This is a genomic window from Nonomuraea composti (assembly GCF_012034275.1).
Taxonomy (GTDB): Bacteria; Actinomycetota; Actinomycetes; order Streptosporangiales; family Streptosporangiaceae; genus Nonomuraea; species Nonomuraea composti.
In genome coordinates, this window is the sequence record NZ_JAATEP010000104.1 from 1 (window position 1) to 17,243 (window position 17,243).

14 protein-coding genes and 1 pseudogene are annotated in these 17,243 nt (G+C 72.3%); 7 read left to right on the plus strand and 8 right to left on the minus strand.

Annotated elements, in window-relative coordinates:
- Positions 1 to 7 precede the first annotated feature (7 nt).
- Positions 8 to 1,411, minus strand: a complete 1,404-nt coding sequence (locus HCN51_RS56450; RefSeq protein ID WP_168022021.1) for an aldehyde dehydrogenase family protein — start codon at positions 1,409 to 1,411, stop codon at positions 8 to 10.
- A gap of 98 nt (positions 1,412 to 1,509) precedes the next feature.
- A complete protein-coding gene (locus HCN51_RS56455; protein ID WP_168022022.1) occupies positions 1,510 to 2,127 on the minus strand; it encodes a mycothiol-dependent nitroreductase Rv2466c family protein in 618 nt (205 codons plus the stop codon).
- A gap of 89 nt (positions 2,128 to 2,216) precedes the next feature.
- Here HCN51_RS56455 and pepN point away from each other — a divergent pair, with 89 nt between their 5' ends.
- The 3 genes from pepN to HCN51_RS56470 all read left to right on the plus strand — a co-directional run bounded on the left by pepN (position 2,217) and on the right by HCN51_RS56470 (position 7,468).
- Complete coding sequence (gene pepN / locus HCN51_RS56460) at positions 2,217 to 4,778, plus strand: aminopeptidase N (RefSeq protein ID WP_168022023.1); 2,562 nt, start codon at positions 2,217 to 2,219, stop codon at positions 4,776 to 4,778.
- A gap of 87 nt (positions 4,779 to 4,865) precedes the next feature.
- Positions 4,866 to 6,398 carry a protein kinase domain-containing protein gene (locus HCN51_RS56465; RefSeq protein WP_168022024.1) on the plus strand — a complete coding sequence of 511 codons (1,533 nt, stop codon included), beginning with the start codon at positions 4,866 to 4,868 and terminating at the stop codon, positions 6,396 to 6,398.
- Positions 6,399 to 6,514: 116 nt separating this feature from the next.
- The gene (locus tag HCN51_RS56470; RefSeq protein ID WP_168022025.1) at positions 6,515 to 7,468 is read left to right on the plus strand and encodes a hypothetical protein; all 954 of its coding nucleotides are present in this window, start codon (positions 6,515 to 6,517) and stop codon (positions 7,466 to 7,468) included.
- Between the two features lie 236 nt (positions 7,469 to 7,704).
- Here the strand turns inward: HCN51_RS56470 and HCN51_RS56475 are convergent, their stop codons facing one another.
- Entirely contained in the window at positions 7,705 to 8,067 is a 363-nt protein-coding gene (locus tag HCN51_RS56475; RefSeq protein ID WP_080046112.1) for a DUF5130 family protein, read from the minus strand.
- Between the two features lie 33 nt (positions 8,068 to 8,100).
- Positions 8,101 to 8,391, minus strand: a complete 291-nt coding sequence (locus HCN51_RS56480; RefSeq protein WP_168022026.1) for a hypothetical protein — start codon at positions 8,389 to 8,391, stop codon at positions 8,101 to 8,103.
- A 211-nt stretch (positions 8,392 to 8,602) separates the two neighbouring features.
- Here HCN51_RS56480 and HCN51_RS56485 point away from each other — a divergent pair, with 211 nt between their 5' ends.
- Positions 8,603 to 9,430 (plus strand): NERD domain-containing protein, encoded by an 828-nt coding sequence (locus tag HCN51_RS56485; protein ID WP_168022027.1) that lies wholly within the window; start codon positions 8,603 to 8,605, stop codon positions 9,428 to 9,430.
- A 155-nt stretch (positions 9,431 to 9,585) separates the two neighbouring features.
- Here HCN51_RS56485 and HCN51_RS56490 read toward each other — a convergent pair whose 3' ends face one another.
- Positions 9,586 to 12,342 carry a type 1 periplasmic-binding domain-containing protein gene (locus HCN51_RS56490; RefSeq protein WP_168022028.1) on the minus strand — a complete coding sequence of 919 codons (2,757 nt, stop codon included), beginning with the start codon at positions 12,340 to 12,342 and terminating at the stop codon, positions 9,586 to 9,588.
- A 145-nt stretch (positions 12,343 to 12,487) separates the two neighbouring features.
- Between HCN51_RS56490 and ilvD the strand changes: the two genes are divergently transcribed.
- The 3 genes from ilvD (at position 12,488) to HCN51_RS56505 (ending at position 15,894) form a co-directional block, all read left to right on the plus strand.
- On the plus strand, positions 12,488 to 14,326 hold the full coding sequence (gene ilvD / locus HCN51_RS56495; protein WP_080046108.1) for a dihydroxy-acid dehydratase: 1,839 nt from the start codon (positions 12,488 to 12,490) through the stop codon (positions 14,324 to 14,326).
- A 105-nt stretch (positions 14,327 to 14,431) separates the two neighbouring features.
- Complete coding sequence (locus HCN51_RS56500; RefSeq protein WP_080046107.1) at positions 14,432 to 14,959, plus strand: WYL domain-containing protein; 528 nt, start codon at positions 14,432 to 14,434, stop codon at positions 14,957 to 14,959.
- Between the two features lie 71 nt (positions 14,960 to 15,030).
- Positions 15,031 to 15,894 (plus strand): serine hydrolase, encoded by an 864-nt coding sequence (locus HCN51_RS56505; protein ID WP_168022029.1) that lies wholly within the window; start codon positions 15,031 to 15,033, stop codon positions 15,892 to 15,894.
- On the opposite strand, the gene HCN51_RS56510 is transcribed toward HCN51_RS56505, so the two are convergent.
- The 3 genes and pseudogenes from HCN51_RS56510 to HCN51_RS56520 all read right to left on the minus strand — a co-directional run.
- Positions 15,891 to 16,091 carry an FmdB family zinc ribbon protein gene (locus HCN51_RS56510; RefSeq protein ID WP_080046105.1) on the minus strand — a complete coding sequence of 67 codons (201 nt, stop codon included), beginning with the start codon at positions 16,089 to 16,091 and terminating at the stop codon, positions 15,891 to 15,893. The two genes, HCN51_RS56505 and HCN51_RS56510, sit on opposite strands and share 4 nt — an antisense overlap.
- A 129-nt stretch (positions 16,092 to 16,220) precedes the next feature.
- Positions 16,221 to 17,018 carry a GNAT family N-acetyltransferase gene (locus tag HCN51_RS56515; RefSeq protein WP_168022030.1) on the minus strand — a complete coding sequence of 266 codons (798 nt, stop codon included), beginning with the start codon at positions 17,016 to 17,018 and terminating at the stop codon, positions 16,221 to 16,223.
- A 45-nt stretch (positions 17,019 to 17,063) separates the two neighbouring features.
- Positions 17,064 to 17,243 (minus strand): annotated as a pseudogene (locus tag HCN51_RS56520) (HNH endonuclease); the annotation flags it as partial.

Here is a 17,243-nt window from a genome sequence, read left to right on the forward strand (position 1 = left end):
GGTGGCGTCAGAGCTGCAGCGACTTGACCTCCAGATATTCCTCCAGGCCGTGCTCGCCCAGCTCGCGGCCCACTCCCGACTGCTTGTAGCCGCCGAAGGGCGCCATCGGGTTGAACCGGCCGCCGTTGATCGACACCTGGCCGGTGCGCAGCCGCCGGGCGACCGCGACGGCGTGCTCCTCGGTGGCCGCCCAGACGGCGCCGGCCAGGCCGTACTTGGTGTCGTTGGCGATCTCGACCGCGTTGTCCTCGGTCGTGTACGGGATCAGCGTGAGCACCGGCCCGAAGATCTCCTCCTGCTCGATCGTCATCCCCGGCTCCACGGCCGCGAACACCGTGGGCTCGACGTAGTAGCCGCGCTCGTGCGGCCGCTCGGTGCCGCCCGCCACCAGCCGGGCGCCCTCCTCCTGCCCCCGGTTGACGTAGCGGATCACGCGGTCGCGCTGGGCCGCCGACACCAGGGGGCCGATCTTGGTGGACTCGTCGAAGGGGTCGCCGACGCGGTAGCCGCGCGCGGCCTCGACGGCCAGGTGCACGGCCTCGTCGTACTGGTCGCGCTGGACGATCATGCGGCTCCACGCCGAGCAGGTCTGGCCGGCGTTGACGAAGCAGTTGGCCACCCCGACCTTGACGGCCAGGGACAGGTCGGCGTCGGGCAGGATGATGTTGGCGGACTTGCCGCCCAGCTCCAGCGCGACCCGCTTGACGGTCTCGGCGGCCAGCGCGGCCACCCGGCGGCCGGCGGCGGTGGAGCCGGTGAAGGAGACCATGTCGATCTCGGGGTGGGCCGCCATGGCCTCGCCGACGACCGGGCCGCGCCCGCTGACCAGGTTGAACACGCCCGGCGGCAGGCCCACCTCGTCGAAGATCTCGGCCAGCGCGTACGCGGCCAGCGGCGCCACCTCGCTCGGCTTGAGCACGACGGTGCACCCGGCGGCCAGCGCGGGGGCGACCTTGCAGACGATCTGGTGCAGCGGATAGTTCCACGGGGTGATCGCGGCGACGACGCCGATGGGCTCCTTGACCACCAGGGAGTTGCCGACGCGCGACTCGCGCGGGTGGCTCTCGGCGAGCCGGGCGTAGGAGGCGAGGACGCCGGCCGGCATGAGCGTCTGCACCTTGAGTGCGAAGCCGAGCGGCGCCCCCATGTCGGTGGCGATCGTCTTGGCTATCTCGTCGGAGCGCTGTTTCAGCAGGTCGGCCGCGTGCGCGAGGAGTTTGCCGCGTTCGGAGGCGGCCGTCTCCGACCAGGCGGGGAAGGCTTTTCTGGCTGCTGCCGCGGCCGCCTCGACATCGTCGGGAGAGCCCGCGGGCACCCGGTCGATGATCTCTTCGGTGGCCGGGTTGACGACGTCGATGGAGTCGTCGGATGCCGAAGCGGTCCAGGAGCCGCTGATGTACAGCTGACGCATAGGCCCATCCTGACAGTGACCCGGGCCACAAGGCGAGGGCTCATCCTGAGCCGGGGATAAGCCCTTTCCACCGTCACCAGCTTTATTACTCCGGCGTATCAGTCGAACTGGGGACGCTTGGTACGGGTGCGCTTCAGCTCGAAGAAGTCGTCGTACTGGGTGACCATGAGCACGCCGTCCCACAGCTTGCCCGCGTCCTCGCCGCGCAGGATCTTGGTGATGACGGGGCCGAAGAAGGCGTTCTCGCCGACGCGGATGATCGGGGTGCCGACCTCCTGGCCGACCAGGCCGATGCCCTCGTCGTGGGAGGCGCGGATGACGTCGTCGTACTCGTCGGAGTGCATGGCGTCGGCCAGGCCCGGCTCGAGCCCGGCGTCCTCCAGGGCGCCCTCGATGACCTCGCGCAGGCGCTCGGGGTCCTTGATGCCCTGGTTGTGCAGGCGGGTGCCGAGGCCGGTGTAGAGGGGGCCGATGACCTGCTCGCCGTGCTTGGCGGCGGCCGCGGCGACCGTCCTGATGGACCCCATGGCCCTGGCGGCGCGCTCGAGGTAGTCGGCGGGGACGTCCTTCTCCTGGTTGAGGAAGTAGAGGGACATCATGCGCCAGCGCGGCTCGATGGGGCGGACCTTCTCCACCTCCAGCAGCCAGCGCGAGGTCACCCACGCGAACGGACACGAGGGGTCGAACCACAGGTCCACGGGAATCTTCTCAGTCATGTCTGCCCGTAACCTGAGGTGGTTCGGGTCCTATTCCCGGCATGGCAGGATACGGACAACCCCGACGAAGTGGTGAAAAGGAGCGCAACTTGGCAGGCAACCTGACCCGGGACGAGGCTCGTGAACGCGCCCGGCTGTTGAAGGTCGAGTCGTACGAGGTCGCACTCGACCTGACGGAGGGAGAGGAGCGCTTCGAGAGCGTCACCAAGGTCCGCTTCACCAGCACCACGCCCGGGGCGTCCACCTTCATCGACCTGCACGGAGCCAACGTCCGCAAGGTCACGCTCAACGGCACCGACCTCGACGTGTCCGCCTACGACGCCGACAAGGGACGCTTCCCGCTCCCCTCGCTCGCCGCGTCCAACGAGCTCGTCGTCGACGCCGACTGCACCTACATGCGCACCGGCGAGGGCCTGCACCGCTTCGTCGACCCCGTGGACCAGAAGGTCTACCTGCACAGCCAGTTCGAGACCGCCGACGCGCACCGCATGTACGCGTGCTTCGACCAGCCCGACCTCAAGGCCACCTTCCAGCTCACCGTGCTGGCCCCGGCCAACTGGGAGGTCGTCTCCAACTCCGCCCCCACCGGCGTGGAGGACCTGCCCGAGCAGGCCGGCAAGCACGGCACCGTGCAGGCGGCCAAGCGCTGGCAGTTCGCACCCACCCCGGTCATCTCCACTTACATCACCGCGCTGGTAGCAGGTCATTACCACAAGGTGACATCCGAGCACGACGGCATCCCGCTCGGCATCTACTGCCGCTCCTCGCTGGCCGAGCACCTCGACGCCGACAACATCCTCGAGGTCACCCGCCAGGGCTTCGACTTCTTCCACCGCGTGTTCGGCGTGCGCTACCCGTTCGGCAAGTACGACCAGCTCTTCGTGCCCGAGTTCAACGCCGGCGCGATGGAGAACGCCGGCTGCGTGACGTTCCTGGAGGACTACGTCTTCCGCTCCCGCGTCACCGACGCCGTCGTCGAGCGGCGCGCCGAGACGATCCTGCACGAGATGGCGCACATGTGGTTCGGCGACCTCGTCACCATGCGCTGGTGGGACGACCTGTGGCTGAACGAGTCGTTCGCCACCTACATGTCCGTGCTCGCCCAGGCCGAGTCCACCCGCTGGACCAAGGCCTGGACCACGTTCGCGAACGTCGAGAAGTCCTGGGCCTACCGCCAGGACCAGCTTCCCTCCACCCACCCCATCGCCGCCGACATCCCCGACATGCAGGCGGTCGAGGTCAACTTCGACGGCATCACGTACGCCAAGGGCGCCGCGGTGCTCAAGCAGCTCGTGGCCTACGTCGGCCTCGACAACTTCCTGGCCGGCGTGCGCGACTACTTCGCCGAGCACGCCTGGGGCAACACCGAGCTCGAAGACCTGCTGGGCGCGCTGGAGCGGACCTCGGGCCGCGACCTGTCCTCCTGGTCGAAGGAGTGGCTGGAGACCTCCTGGGTCAACACGCTGCGGCCCGAGTTCGAGGTGTCGGGGGGCCGGTTCACCAGCTTCGACGTCGTCCAGGAGGCGCCGGTCGAGCACCCCACGCTGCGCTCCCACCGGATCGCGATCGGCCTCTACTCGATGGCCGGCGGCGAGCTGACCCGTACCAAGCGGGTCGAGCTCGACGTCGTCGGCGCGCGCACGAGCGTCACCCAGCTCATCGGCGAGGAGCAGCCCGACCTGGTGCTGCTCAACGACGACGACCTGACGTACGCCAAGATCCGCCTCGACGCCCGCTCGCTGCGGACGCTGGTCGACGGCGGCATCACCGCGTTCACCGAGTCCCTGCCGCGCGCCCTGTGCTGGGCCGCGGCCTGGGACATGACCCGCGACGGCGAGATGTCCACCCGCGACTACGTCAAGCTCGTCGTCTCCGGCGCCGCCACCATCACCGACATCACGGTCCTCCAGGCCGTGCTGCGGCAGGCGCGCCTGGCCGTCCAGCAGTACGCCGACCCCGCCTGGCGGGCCGAGGGCCTGTCCCTGCTGGCCACGGAGCTGCGCGCGCTGCTCGGCTCCGCCGCGCCCGGCTCCGACCAGCAGCTGTCCTTCCTCCAGGCGTACGCGGCCGCGGCCACCTCCGAGGAGGAGCTGGCGCTGCTGGAGGGCATCCTCGACGGCACGTCCGTGCCCGACGGCGTGACGGTCGACGCCGACCTGCGCTGGACGCTCGTGCGCGCGCTCGTCTCCGGCGGCCGCCTCGGCGAGGCCGACATCCAGGCCGAGCTGGAGCGGGACCCTACGGCGAAGGGTGAGCGCTCGGCCGCCGAGTGCCGGGCCTCGATCCCGACGGCCGCGGCCAAGGAGACCGCCTGGGCGCAGATCGTCGGCGGCGAGCTGGCCAACCACATCGCCCGCGCCACGATCGGCGGCTTCCAGGACCCGCACCACCCCGAGCTGCTCGCCCCCTACCGGGACAAGTACTTCGCCGAGGTCGGGCGCATCTACCAGGAGTGGACGTTCGACCAGGCGTCCACGTTCGCCGTCGGATGCTTCCCGTCGCTGCTCATCGAGCCCCCCACCGTGCAGGCGGCGCACGACTTCCTGGCCACCGCGCAGCCGCCTCAGGCGCTGCGCAGGCTCGTCCTCGAAGGCGCCGACGGCGTCCGCCGCGCCCTGCGCAACAGGGAGAAGGACGCCGCCTCCGCGTGACCCGTCCGGCCGGCCCCCGCCTCATCGGCGGGGGCCGACCGCACCGACTTGACGTGGGCATCCAGGGCGTGGTGTTAGCCTCGAAACGTGCTAGGCCCGGGGTCCGCCCTCAACGACCGCTACGTGCTCGGCGCCCGCATCGGTGGCGGGGGCATGGGCGAGGTGTGGCGTGCCGACGACACCGTCCTCGGGCGTACGGTGGCGGTCAAGGTGCTCATGCCCGCACTCAGCGAAGACCCCACCTTCACCCAGCGCTTCCAGAACGAAGCCAGGGCCATGGCCACCCTCACCCATCCCGGTGTGGTCGACGTCTACGACTACGGCGTCAGCGACGTCGGCGGGCGCCGCGTCAGCTTCCTCGTCATGGAGCACATCCAGGGCGAATCCCTCGACCGGGTGCTGCGGCGCGGCCCGCTCGGTGTCACCGCCACCATGCGGCTGGTCGCCGAGGTCGCCGACGCGCTGGCCGCCGCGCACGCCCAGGGCATCGTGCACCGCGACGTCAAACCCGCCAACCTCATGGTCAGGCCCGGCGGCGGCGTGGTGCTCACCGACTTCGGCATCGCCCACTCCGCCTCCGCCGGCCAGCTCACCGCCACCGGCACGATGCTCTGCTCGGCCGGCTACTGCGCGCCCGAGATGGCCACCTCCAACGACGTCACGCCCGCCGTCGACGTCTACGCGCTCGGCGTCGTCGCCTACGAATGCCTCGCCGGGCACCTGCCGTTCCAGGGCGACACCCCCATCCAGATCATCTTCAAGCACCTCAACGCGCCCGTCCCGCCGCTGCCCGACGACGTGCCCCTCGGGGTGCGGCAGGTGGTGGAGCGGGCGCTGGAGAAGGCGCCCGAGGGCCGGTGGCTGACGGCGCCGCAGATGGCGGAGGCCGCCCGCGCGGCACTCGCCGCCCCCGACGCGCCCGTCTCTCTCGGCGAGGCCGGCGCGCCTGCCGCTCCCGGCGACCTGGCCGGGCGATCCGGCTCTCCCGGCGGCTCCGGTACGCCCGGCCCGCCCTCAGCGAGCGGCCCGCACCAGATCGCCGGCGCCTCCACTGCCGCAACGCCCGGCTCCCATGGGGCCTCCTCCGGCACGGCGGCCACCACGAGCGGCACCACGATCCCCGGCACCACGCCTGGCAGCACGCTCGGCCCCGCTCCGTCCGGGCGGCGGCGGCGCACGGTGCGCGCGGCGGTCACCATCTCGGCCGCGGTGCTCGTGTCGGCGGCCGTGGCCGGGTTCGTCTGGCTGCAGCCGGTCCAGCCGGCGGCCCGCGAGGAGACGCCCGCTCCCCCGATCAGCGTGAACGTCCCGGCGGACGTCGTCCCGACCACACCGTCCACCACCGGCGGCAGGAGGCACACCACGCAGCCGCCGAAGCGCGAGCCCACCTCGCGGCCGACGCAGGCGACGCAGCCGCCCGCCTCCCCCAGCCCGACGGCGCCCACCTCCAGCCCGTCGTCCCCCGCCGAGAGCCCGTCCGCCACGCCCACCACGTCCGAGCCCGAGCCGCCCACGGAAGAGCCGACGTCACCGGGGCCGGGCCCCGAGGAGCCGACGTCCGAGCCCACGATCAGCAGCGAGCCGGGCGACATCCAGTGCATCCGCGCCCCCTGCCCATGACGGCCACCCTCGCCCGCGACCACCCGGTCCAGGCACGCCCTTGTGCGGTGCGTCCGGGGGCGACACCCATGGGTGCCATGTCCGTAATCGCTCGCTGATCGTGAGAAAGTCATCGCGTGGACTCGACTCGTGACCTGCTCGTCGCTCTCGCCCGCCGGCACGCCTTCGCCGACCTCGGAGCGCTCGCGCCCGACCCGGAGATCGCGGAGGTGTGCGAGTTCGGCCACCGGCTGCTCTCGCTCGACGCCGAGGACTTCGCCGCAGAGGCCCGGGTGGTGCCCGCCGACCTGCGGCGGCGCGCCAGGGCCTGCCACATGCCGCAGACCCCGCGCGAGCAGCCACGGGGAGCGCTGGAGTCGCTGCGTCCCGCGTACGGGCTGCTGCTGGAGGTCATCGCCGTACGGTGGCACCGGCGCGAGCTGAGCCCCATGATCGCCGCCGTGCACATCGCCAGCGAGTACCTGCCGCTGCTGGCCTTCGAGCCGCAGCTCGGGCACGCCGGCGACCCGGCGCGGTGGCCGGCGGGGCTGAGCGCGGCCGGCAGCAGGTTCGGCGTCATCGGCGACCGGGAGTGCGACCACACCAAGTCCGAGCAGTCCGCCACCAACCGGACCCTCCGCGTCTCCGCCGAGCCCGCCGAGGGCTGGCGCGCCTACTTCGACCGCCAGCACAGCCAGGTGGCCGGCGCCCTGGGCGTCTGCGTCGCCACCTGCCGCAACCCCTGCACGGCCATGGACTGGATCGCGCCCGAGCCGCGCGCCGACCTCCAGTCGCGGGCCCGCACGGCGCTGGCCTTCGCCGAGACCCCCCTCGTACGGCTGCGCCACGCGGCGCCGGTGGGGCACGGGTTCGGGGTGCCGTCGCCCGAGGAGGTGCTCGACGCCTGGGAACGCAGCCGCGCCGTCCTCGACAAGAACCCGATCGGCACGTCGGCGCTGAAGGACGACGGCTTCCCGCTGCCCGGCCTGCCCTCCCTCTTCTCAGCCATCGCCGACACGCCCATCGAGCCTTCGACCCTCCTGACCGGGGTCAGCGAGCACATCGTCACCTTGCTCGAACGCCGGCCCTGAGCCCGAGCCTCCGGGAGGAGCGCGCCCCGTCACACGGGGGGCTGAGGGCGGCGCATCGCAGCGCGCAGGGGCACGTCGCCGGCGGGCCTGGCCGAGCGCATGGTGGTGGGAGCGGCCCCGCGCGGGCGCCTCCTCGCACGCGGTCCGAGGGCCGTCGCGTCACAACGCGCCAGGGGCACGCGCCCGGTGGGCCCGTTGCGGCGCGCGTGGGCCGGTGGCGGGCGTCGGGGGTGGGGTCAGCGGCGGGCGGTGGCCTGTTCGGCGAGGGCGCCGATGCCGTACAGGAGGCCGCCGATGAGGTCGCCCACGCTGAAGGCGGTGGCCATCGACATGGCCGTCAGCCGGCACGCGCTGTCGCTCAGCCGTCTGCGCGCGTTCTCGCCCGTCACGATCTCCAGCGCCCGCCCGCGCGGGTCCACGAACACCACGACGGCGTCGTCGGCCTCCTCGCCGAGGGCGGCGTGCAGGCGTTCGGCGAAGTGCCGGCGCCCGCCCACGGGATCGCCGAGGAAGACGCCGAACCGCAGGCCGGTGCGCCGCTCGGCGGTGTGCAGGGCCTTGCGGACGTCGTCTCCCTGGGCGGTGGTCAGTCCTTTCATGGCCACCTCACCATCCGCCGACTCATGGCCACCTCACCATCCCGCCGAGGCGCCGCCGACGTGCCGGCCCGGCTCGGCCGTCTCGGCCGCGGCGACCCAGTCGTGCTCGGGCACCTCGGCCCAGTGCGCCACTCTGTCGGCCAGGACGAGGCCGGACGTGCTCACCCCGCGCTCGCTCCTGGAGGGCCCGCCCAGCCACACGGGGCCCGCGTCGATGCGCCGTCGCGCCCCGCGCCCCGGCATCATGACGAGCAGGGTGATCAGCACGAACAGGCCCATGGACACACCGATGAGAAAGAGCAGAATCTCCGCCGCGCTTTTCACAACAAGACCGTAAACCTCGTCAGCGGCCTCGGCCAGACCCGTCGTGGGTGTCGTGCCGTGACCGGGTTAAGATCTTTTACGAGCGGGCATCTCTAGAGAAGAACATTAGACATACCCCGAAAACAGGCGTGGAACACGATGAGCTGGGCCATAAAACTATGGACGCGGCAACACTAGGAATCGATCGAATCCCCGGGCTACGGTGAGTTACGTGGACTCCGACAACCAGCGAGAAGACGGTCACAACGCGTCACCGATCTGGGTGAGCGACCGACCAGAAAGTGAGCAGACCGCCGCCGCGAAGCCTTCGGCGCCCACCTCCACGTACGCGCCGGTCGAGCGCGCGTCCGTGCGTAGCCTGCTGCAAGAGCCCCGTTTCCGCCGGTTGCGCAATCGTGCGATCGTGGCGGTGGTCGCCGGGCTGGCGGTGGGCTTCCTCGTACAGGACTGGCGGGTGGGCGTGACCGCGGGTGTGATCGCGGCCGTGCTCGAGGCGGTCTATCGCGCGCGCTCCAACTCGTCCGTGCCCGCGTGGCGCCGGACGTCGGTGGCGGAGCGGCGCACCGAGGCGCAGCTGCGCAGGCTTGAGCGCAGCGGCTACCGCACGCTGCACGCCAGGGCGATCCCGGGCAGCGAGGCCCAGATCGACCACCTCGTGGTGGGCCCGACGGGCGTGTACGCGGTCGACTCCGAGAAGTGGGACCGCCGGCTGCCTGTCCGGGTGCAGATGGGCAAGAAGCTGTTCCACGGCCCGTTCGACATGAAGCCCCGCCTCACCGAGGCGAAGTGGGAGGCGTCGCAGGCGAGCGAGCTGATCAGCAAGTCGTTCGGCCGCGAGATCGCGGTGGTGCCGTCGCTGGCGATCTACGGCCCGCCGGTGCCGTGGAAGGTGATGAACATCCGCGGCGTGGACGTCTACCAGGGCGATCGGGCCCGCAAGTGGATCACCAAGCGGGAGCGGGCGCTGACGACGGCCGAGATCGACCGCATCTACGACATCGCGGCGCAGGTGCTGCCCGCGCGTTACGGCGAAGACTGACCCTCTGGTTCCCGTTCACTGACGGGGTCCCCGTCCCTGACCGCGGTGGCCGCTCCTTCCCTTCCCCTGCCATCGTCGTCCGTGCGGTGGGCCCGCGGGCCGCCGGCCTCGTACCGAAGGCGTCGAGGCGGGCGGCCGGCTCATTTCCCAGGGGTCTAGCGGTAGGGCTCCGGGATGGAGTCGCACCAGGGGAAGAGCTCCTCCTCGGTGGCGCCGGTGATGTTGCCGCAGGCCCCGACGTGGGTGGGGCGTTCGGCGCCCTTGGCGCGCAGGATCAGCACGGCCTTGTCCACCGGATACTGCCGGGGCGAGCCGGTGCCGAAGTCGAGCGCGCCGGTGGCGCCCTCGATGGCGTGGCCGCTGGTGTCGGGCGTGTAGAGGGTGCCGAGCTGGCGCCAGACGGTGTAGGAGTTCACCGGCACGCGGTGGCGCAGGCCGCCGAGCCGGCGGATCGCCGTGATCATGGTTTCGGTGGCGTCGTACGACAGCGCGGCGTGCCCGTCGAGGGTGCGGCCGGGGCCGGGCTCCTGGCACTCGAAGGGGAACGTGGCGAACAGCTCGGCGTAGAAGTCGTGCCGCTGCGGCTGGCCGCACTTGCTGGGCGCCGCGGCGAACGACTCGTAGTAGTACCCGATGCCGCCGACGGCCGACCGGACGCGGACGTCCGCGACGTACCGGGTGACGTCGTCGCCGCCGAGGATGACGGGCGGCGCGGAGGCGCACTTGTCGGCCACCCCCTTCACGAACTCGGCGAAGTCGGGGATGCCGCGGCCGGCGAAGTACACGAGCCCGCCGAAGCCGCAGGCCGAGACGCCGGCGTCGCGCGGATCGCCCGCGTACGGGTCCTCGCTGCGGTCGGCGGCGCCCGGCTTGGCGGCGCCGATGGGCGTGAAGCGGTACGCCTCGACGGCGAAGCGGCGCTCCTTGAGGCGGGCGACGACGCGGGACTTGAGGTTGGAGGCGTAGTAGTCGGTCTCGTCGTGGGAGTAGTAGACGCGGGCCCGGCGGGTCACCCGGCCCTTGCCGGCCAGCGAGTCGGCGAAGGCGGCGGCCATCCACGCCTGCCGGGAGTTCTGCGGCGCCACCTGGAAGTAGAACGGCGACTCGCCGACCAGCCGGTCGGCCGACAGCGTGGAGGCCACCATGGGCAGCCCGGCCTTGCCCAGCTCCTGGATGGCGGCGACGGTCTCCTGGCGGCTCTGGTCGAGGCCGACGACGCCGACGATGGGCGCCTCGCCGTCCTGGTAGCGCCGCAGCAGCCGGGCGATGCCGGCGCCGTGCTGCATGCGCCCGCCGGCGTTGGCGAGCAGGATGCGGACGAGCGGCTCGCTGGGGCCGGCGGCGCGGTTCTGCCGCTTCTGGGCGATGGCCACGCCCGCCAGGCCCTCGCGGGCGGCGGCGAGCGTGTCGTTGTCGGAGGAGGTCAGCGCGGCGAGGTAGACGATCGTCACGTATGGCCGGTCGCTGCCCTCGTGCAGGCGCGCGGCCTGCTCGTTCTCCTGCTGGAGCACCGTCTGCACCTGCCGCATCTCGGCGTTGCCGGGGGCGAACAGGTAGTCGGGCTCGGCCACGCCCACGCACTCGGTGCCGGCGAGCTGTCTGCCGCTCTCCGTCCATGGCGTCCACAGGCCGGTGGCGCAGGCGCTGCGGTGCCAGGCGGCGGTCTGGCCCGCGTACGCGCCGGCGGCGCCCGCCAGGGCCATCCAGAACAGCGTGATGGCGATCCAGGACGACCACCACGGCGCCACGCGGGCGGGCGGCACCCAGGTGCGGTCGGCGACGTCGTAGCGGGTCAGGTCGGGCGGGAGCGGCGGCGCGCTGATGGCCAGCGGCGTGCGCAGCACCTGGTGCCAGGTGGCGGCGTCGTCGGCGGTGACGAGCTCCCTGCGCCAGCGGATGAGCGTCCACAGGGGCTCCTCGTCGTCGGCGACCTCGACGGCGTCCGGCGTGTAGGAGACCACGACGACGGGGTCGAACCGGTCGAGGTCCGCCCGCCGTTCGGTCATCAGCTCGACCAGCTCGCCGCCGTGCTCGTTGAGCAGCAGGAGCGGGTAGAAGACGTGGGAGGCGCCGCGGACGTGGGCGGGCGAGCGCCGGTACTGCCGGGTGAGGTCGTCCATGAACGCGCGCAGCAGCAGCCGCGCGGCCCGTTCCTCGTCGGCCGGGTCGAGGCCGGCCAGCAGGGCGGGCACGCCGGGCGCGCGGCGGTCGTCCTGCGACAGGGCCCGCCGCAGCCAGCGGAACCGGCCGCCGAGGCCCGGCACGCGCCCGCTGAGCCGCAGGTCGTGCAGGAAGCCGGGCACCAGCCGCAGCAGCAGGTTGAGCGGGAACGGCACGTGCTCGGCGCCGGTGCCGGCCGTGTCCACGCCCCAACCCCAGTTGCGGTCGGCCTCGCGCAGGATGCGGCGGGCGTGCTCCTCCCTGCCGTGGGTCTCGGCGAGCTGCTCGACCAGCAGCGCGGCCAGCCGGTAGCGCGGGAAGCGGAGCCGGTTGCTGCGCAGCTCGGCCACGATGCGGGCGAGGATCTTCGGCACCGGCTCGCCGGGCTGGATGTCGGGGTGGGCGCGCGGGATGTCGGGCGAGATGACATGCGTGACGGCCCCAACCCGGGCGGCCCCGCCCCTGGTGGGCCCGCTCCCGGCGGCCCCGCCCGTAACGGCACCGCCGCCGGGGGCCAGCACCTGCGGCCAGTCGCCGGCCTCGCTGAGCCGGACCAGCGGGATCCCCCTGCGATCCGTGTGCTGCCTGGCCTCGGCCCCCTCCCGCCACCCGGTCAGCAGCGGCCGCCTGGCGACGTGCGGCGAGTCCTGTACGCCCTCACCCTTGGCAGGTCTACGGCATAAGCGGTCTATCGTATGAATGAAGTTGCCGACCCTTGCGGGGTCGTCCAGCATGGCTGCCCCGTGACTCATCTGATCTCTGTAACACGAGTCCGGGCGTCATCGGCCGCGATTCCGCCACGATCCGGTAACCAACCGTCCGATGCGTGGACAGACGTCTCATTTACCGGGCGGTGGCCGTAACATGTGAAGACTCGCCAACGATGGGAGATGCCCAATGCCCGCCCTCAGGTCACGTACAGTCACCCACGGCAGGAACATGGCCGGTGCCCGGGCCCTGCTCCGGGCGACCGGCGTAGCCGGGAGCGACTTCGGCAAGCCCATCATCGCGGTGGCCAACAGCTTCACCCAGTTCGTCCCCGGGCACGTGCATCTGCGCGAGGTCGGCGACGTGGTGTCGGCGGCGATCAGGGAGGCGGGGGCCATCCCCCGCGAGTTCAACACGATCGCGGTCGACGACGGCATCGCGATGGGCCACGGCGGCATGCTCTACTCGCTGCCGTCGCGCGAGCTGATCGCCGACGCCGTCGAGTACATGGTCAACGCCCACTGCGCCGACGCGCTGATCTGCGTGTCCAACTGCGACAAGATCACGCCGGGCATGCTGCTGGCCGCGTTCCGGCTGAACATCCCGACGATCTTCGTCTCCGGCGGCCCCATGGAGGCCGGCAAGACGCCGGGCAAGAAGCTCGACCTGATCGACCCGATGATCGCCTCCGCCGACGACTCCGTCTCCGACGCCGAGCTGCTGGAGATGGAGGAGAACGCCTGCCCCACCTGCGGCTCCTGCTCGGGCATGTTCACCGCCAACTCGATGAACTGCCTGGCCGAGGCCATCGGCCTGGCGCTGCCCGGCAACGGCACGATCCTGGCCACGCACAAGGCCCGCAAGCAGCTGTTCGAGGACGCCGGCCGCCAGCTCGTCGAGATCACCCGCCGCTACTACGAGGACGGCGACGAGTCGGTGCTGCCGCGCTCGATCGCCACCCGCGAGGCGTTCGAGAACGCGATGACGCTCGACGTCGCGATGGGCGGCTCCACCAACACGATCCTGCACATCCTGGCCGCCGCCCGCGAGGCGCAGGTCGACTTCGGGCTCAAGGAGATCAACGAGATCTCGCTGCGGGTGCCGTGCCTGTGCAAGGTGGCCCCCGCGACGGCCAAGTACCACATCGAGGACGTCCACCGCGCCGGCGGCATCCCCGCCATCCTGGGCGAGCTCGACCGCGCCGGCCTGCTGCACCGCGACGTCAGCACGGTCAACGGCGGCACGCTGGGCGACCTGCTGGCCCAGTGGGACGCCATGTCGCCGACGGTCCGGCCGGAGGCCGTGGAGCTGTGGCACGCCGCGCCCGGCAACGTGCGCACGGTCAAGGCGTACTCGCAGGACAACCGCTGGGACGACCTCGACCTCGACCGCGCGAACGGCTGCATCCGCGACCGCGAGCACGCCTACACCGCCGACGGCGGCCTGGCCGTGCTCTACGGCAACATCTCGCGTGACGGCGCGGTCGTGAAGACGGCCGGCGTGGACGAGTCGATCTGGACGTTCAGCGGCCCGGCCGTGGTGTTCGAGTCGCAGGAGCAGGCGGTCGAGGGCATCCTCGGCGGCAAGGTCAAGGCCGGCGACGTGGTCGTCATCCGCTACGAGGGCCCCAAGGGCGGCCCCGGCATGCAGGAGATGCTCTACCCGACGTCCTTCCTCAAGGGCAAGGGCCTGGGCAAGGTGTGCGCGCTGGTCACCGACGGGCGGTTCTCGGGCGGCACGTCCGGGCTGTCGATCGGCCACGCCTCCCCCGAGGCGGCCGAGGGCGGCACGATCGCGCTGGTCGAGGACGGCGACATCATCGACATCGACATCCCCAACCGGTCGATGGAGCTGCGGGTGCCCGAGGCCGAGCTGGCCGCGCGGCGCGAGCGGTTGCTGGCCGACCTGGGCGGTTACCGGCCGCGTGACCGCAACCGGCCGGTGAGCGTGGCGCTGCAGGCGTACGCGGCGATGACGACCTCCGCCTCGACGGGCGCCTCGCGCGACCTGTCGCAGCTCTCGCGGTAGTCGCTCCCTGTGCGGCGGGCGGGTGGGTTCTCGCCTGCCGCACAGGCACCTGTCTTCCCGGACAGACTTTCGAAAATTGTCGGTCGTCATCCGTATTGTTGGGGTATGACGACAGTCGTGAAGCACGATACTCGCCCGCTGACGACCGCCGAGATCGCCGCACTCGCCCTCTCCCTCGCCCACCTCGGAGCGGGGCCCCAGGCCGTCACCGCCCGGCGTGGCCTGCAGCACGCATTCGAGCACCTCGACCTCGACGACGACGTCATCGCCACCACGCTCACGACCCTCACCGAGCCGCTGCCCGTCGACGTCGCCTCCCGCGCCCGGCTCATGGCCGACGCCATCACCAGCCGCCTCATGATCCGCCTGCACTACCGAGACGCCTCGGGCCTGGTCACCTCGCGCGACGTCGAGCCGGTGACGTGCCTGGTGCACCGCGAATACTGGTACCTGGTCGGCGTGTGCAAGCTGCGCAGGGCGATCAGGGCGTTCAGGTTCGACCGGATCATCGCGGTCGAGCCCACCCTCACCCCGTCCCGGCCGCACCTGGCCGACCGGTTCCTGCCGTTCCAGCGGCGCAAGCGGCGGGCCGTTCCCGCCGCCGGAGCCGGCCAGCGCAGGCTGACCGCCTAGAGCCCAAAACTGGCTGCAGCTTGACCGCCGGGCTTCCGGGCGTTGGCGCGGCGGCTGGCAGGCTCCCGCACATGCGTGTACGGGAGTTCTCGCTCTTCGCCGTCCTGCTGCTCGTCGCGTCCGGCGGCGCGGCGCCCTCCGGCGGGGCGCCGCGCCCGGCTCCGCCCGCCATGCGGATGCCGGCCGTCGTGACCAGGAGCGCGCTGCCGGCCGGCGAGCGGCGCGCCCTCGATCGCGCGCTGCGGCGCTACCTGCGCGAACGTCCCGGGCGGGCGGCGCTGGCCGTCCACGACCGCACCACCGGCGCCCGCTACGCCTTCGGCGAGCACGCCCCGTTCCTGCTGGCCAGCGTGGCGAAGGTGGACATCCTGCTGGCGTTCCTGCTCGGCGCGCACGGCCGGCGGCTGAGCGGGTACGAACGCGGGCTCATCTCACGCATGATCAGGAACAGCGACAACGACTGCGCGCACGAGCTCTACCTGACGATCGGCGGCCGGGACGGCCTGGGCCGGGCACTGCGCCGGACCGGCGTGCGCCACACGCGGCCCGGTGCCGGGCAGTCGTGGGGCTACACCCACAGCAGCCCCTCCGACCAGGTGAAGGTGCTGGAGCGGCTCACCGGCCCCGGCGGGCCGCTGCCCGCCCGCAGCCGCCGCTACGCGCTGCGCCTCATGTCGTCGGTACGCCCGGAGCAGGCGTGGGGCGTCAGCGCCGCCGCTCCCCGGGGCGAGGTGGCGCTGAAGAACGGCTGGCTGCCCGCCGAGCTACACGACGGGCTGTGGACGGTCAACAGCGTGGGGCGGCTCGTGGTCCGCGGCCACGAGCTGCTGATCGCCGTGCTGTCGGAGCGCAGCCCCACCATGGAGGACGGGGTCGCGACCGTGGAGCGGATGGCCCGGCTCGCGGTCAGGGCGCTGCTCCGCAGAGGGGTCTAGGAGCAGCAGCCGCCGCCGCAGCACCCGCCTGCCGCCTTGGGCGCGGCGGCGCCGCCCGTCATGGCGACCGTGGACAGCAGCTTGACCGTGTCGTCGTGGCCTTCCGGGCAGGTGGCCGGGGCGTCGGAGGACGACATGGGGCGGGACACCTCGAAGGTGGAGCCGCAGGCGCGGCACCGGAAGTCGTAACGCGGCATGGCGCCATTTTAGCCGCGCCCGTCGTGGGGTCGAGGTGCGCTCGCCCCTCCCGCCGCACTTCGGTACAGGTCCTTCGGAGGGAAGGAGGGCCTCCCGGCGAGGTGGCCCTCGCGTGCGGAAGGGGGTGGTCAGTCGTAGGTGAGGTGGGCGTAGTCGGAGACGGGCTCGTAGCCGATCGACTGGTAAATGGCGTTGCTGGTCGGATTGGCCAGGTCGGTGAAGAGCACGACCTGCTCGCAGCGCTCCGCCAGCGCCACCCGGCTGGCGTGCGCGGTGACGGCGGCGCCGTAGCCGCGCCGGCGGCGCGACGGCGGCGTGTAGACGGGGCCGATGCGGCAGACCCCGCCGGCCTCCGGGGAGAGCGCGGCCAGCGAGGCGGGCGCCTGCTCGGCCTCCCACAGGAACAGCTCGCGCGCCGCCAGCCGCCGCGCCACCCGGTCGACGACGTCGCCCTCGCCCATGCCCGTCTCCTCGCCGAACGCCTGGTACCAGCTCACCAGCAGCGGCAGGTCGCCCGGCGCCGCGAGCCGGCCGGAGCCGGGCACGTCGGGGACGGTGAGGATGCCGAGCCGGTAGAGCCGTTCGGACACGACGCGCGACGGCGGGCCGAGCAGCCGGGTGGCGGCGCCGGTGACCTCCAGCGGGCCCACGCAGGCGGGCAGCCTGCCGTCGAGCGCCTCCACCAGGGGTGCGACGGCCTCGACGGGCACGGCGAAGAGCCCGACGGGGTGCGGCGGCGTCCAGAACATGGCCCCGCGGACCTGGCCGTCCACCGTCCACCACCCGAACACGGGGTCTTTCGTGGGCATGCCGGCCCGCAGGTTGGCGAGGACGGTCAGTGCCACGGTGTTGCGCACCGGGTCGCCGAGCAGGAACGGCTCGGCGACCGCGGCGTACTCATCGAAGGACGAGGTGAAGGTCCACATGCCTGCTCATGGTGTCAGGCAGGTGGCCGCCCGCTCAACGCCGTTTCAGGCCGCCGCCTCGAGGTAGGGCGCCCATTGCGGGTCGCCGACGAGCGAGGCGCCGATGAGCCGCCAGTGGGCGCCTCGTGGCACCGCGGGGCTGACGCGCAGTGTCCACCCCAGCTCCTCCAGGTATTTGTCGGCCTTTCTGTGGTTGCACGTGGTGCAGGAGGCGACGCAGTTCTC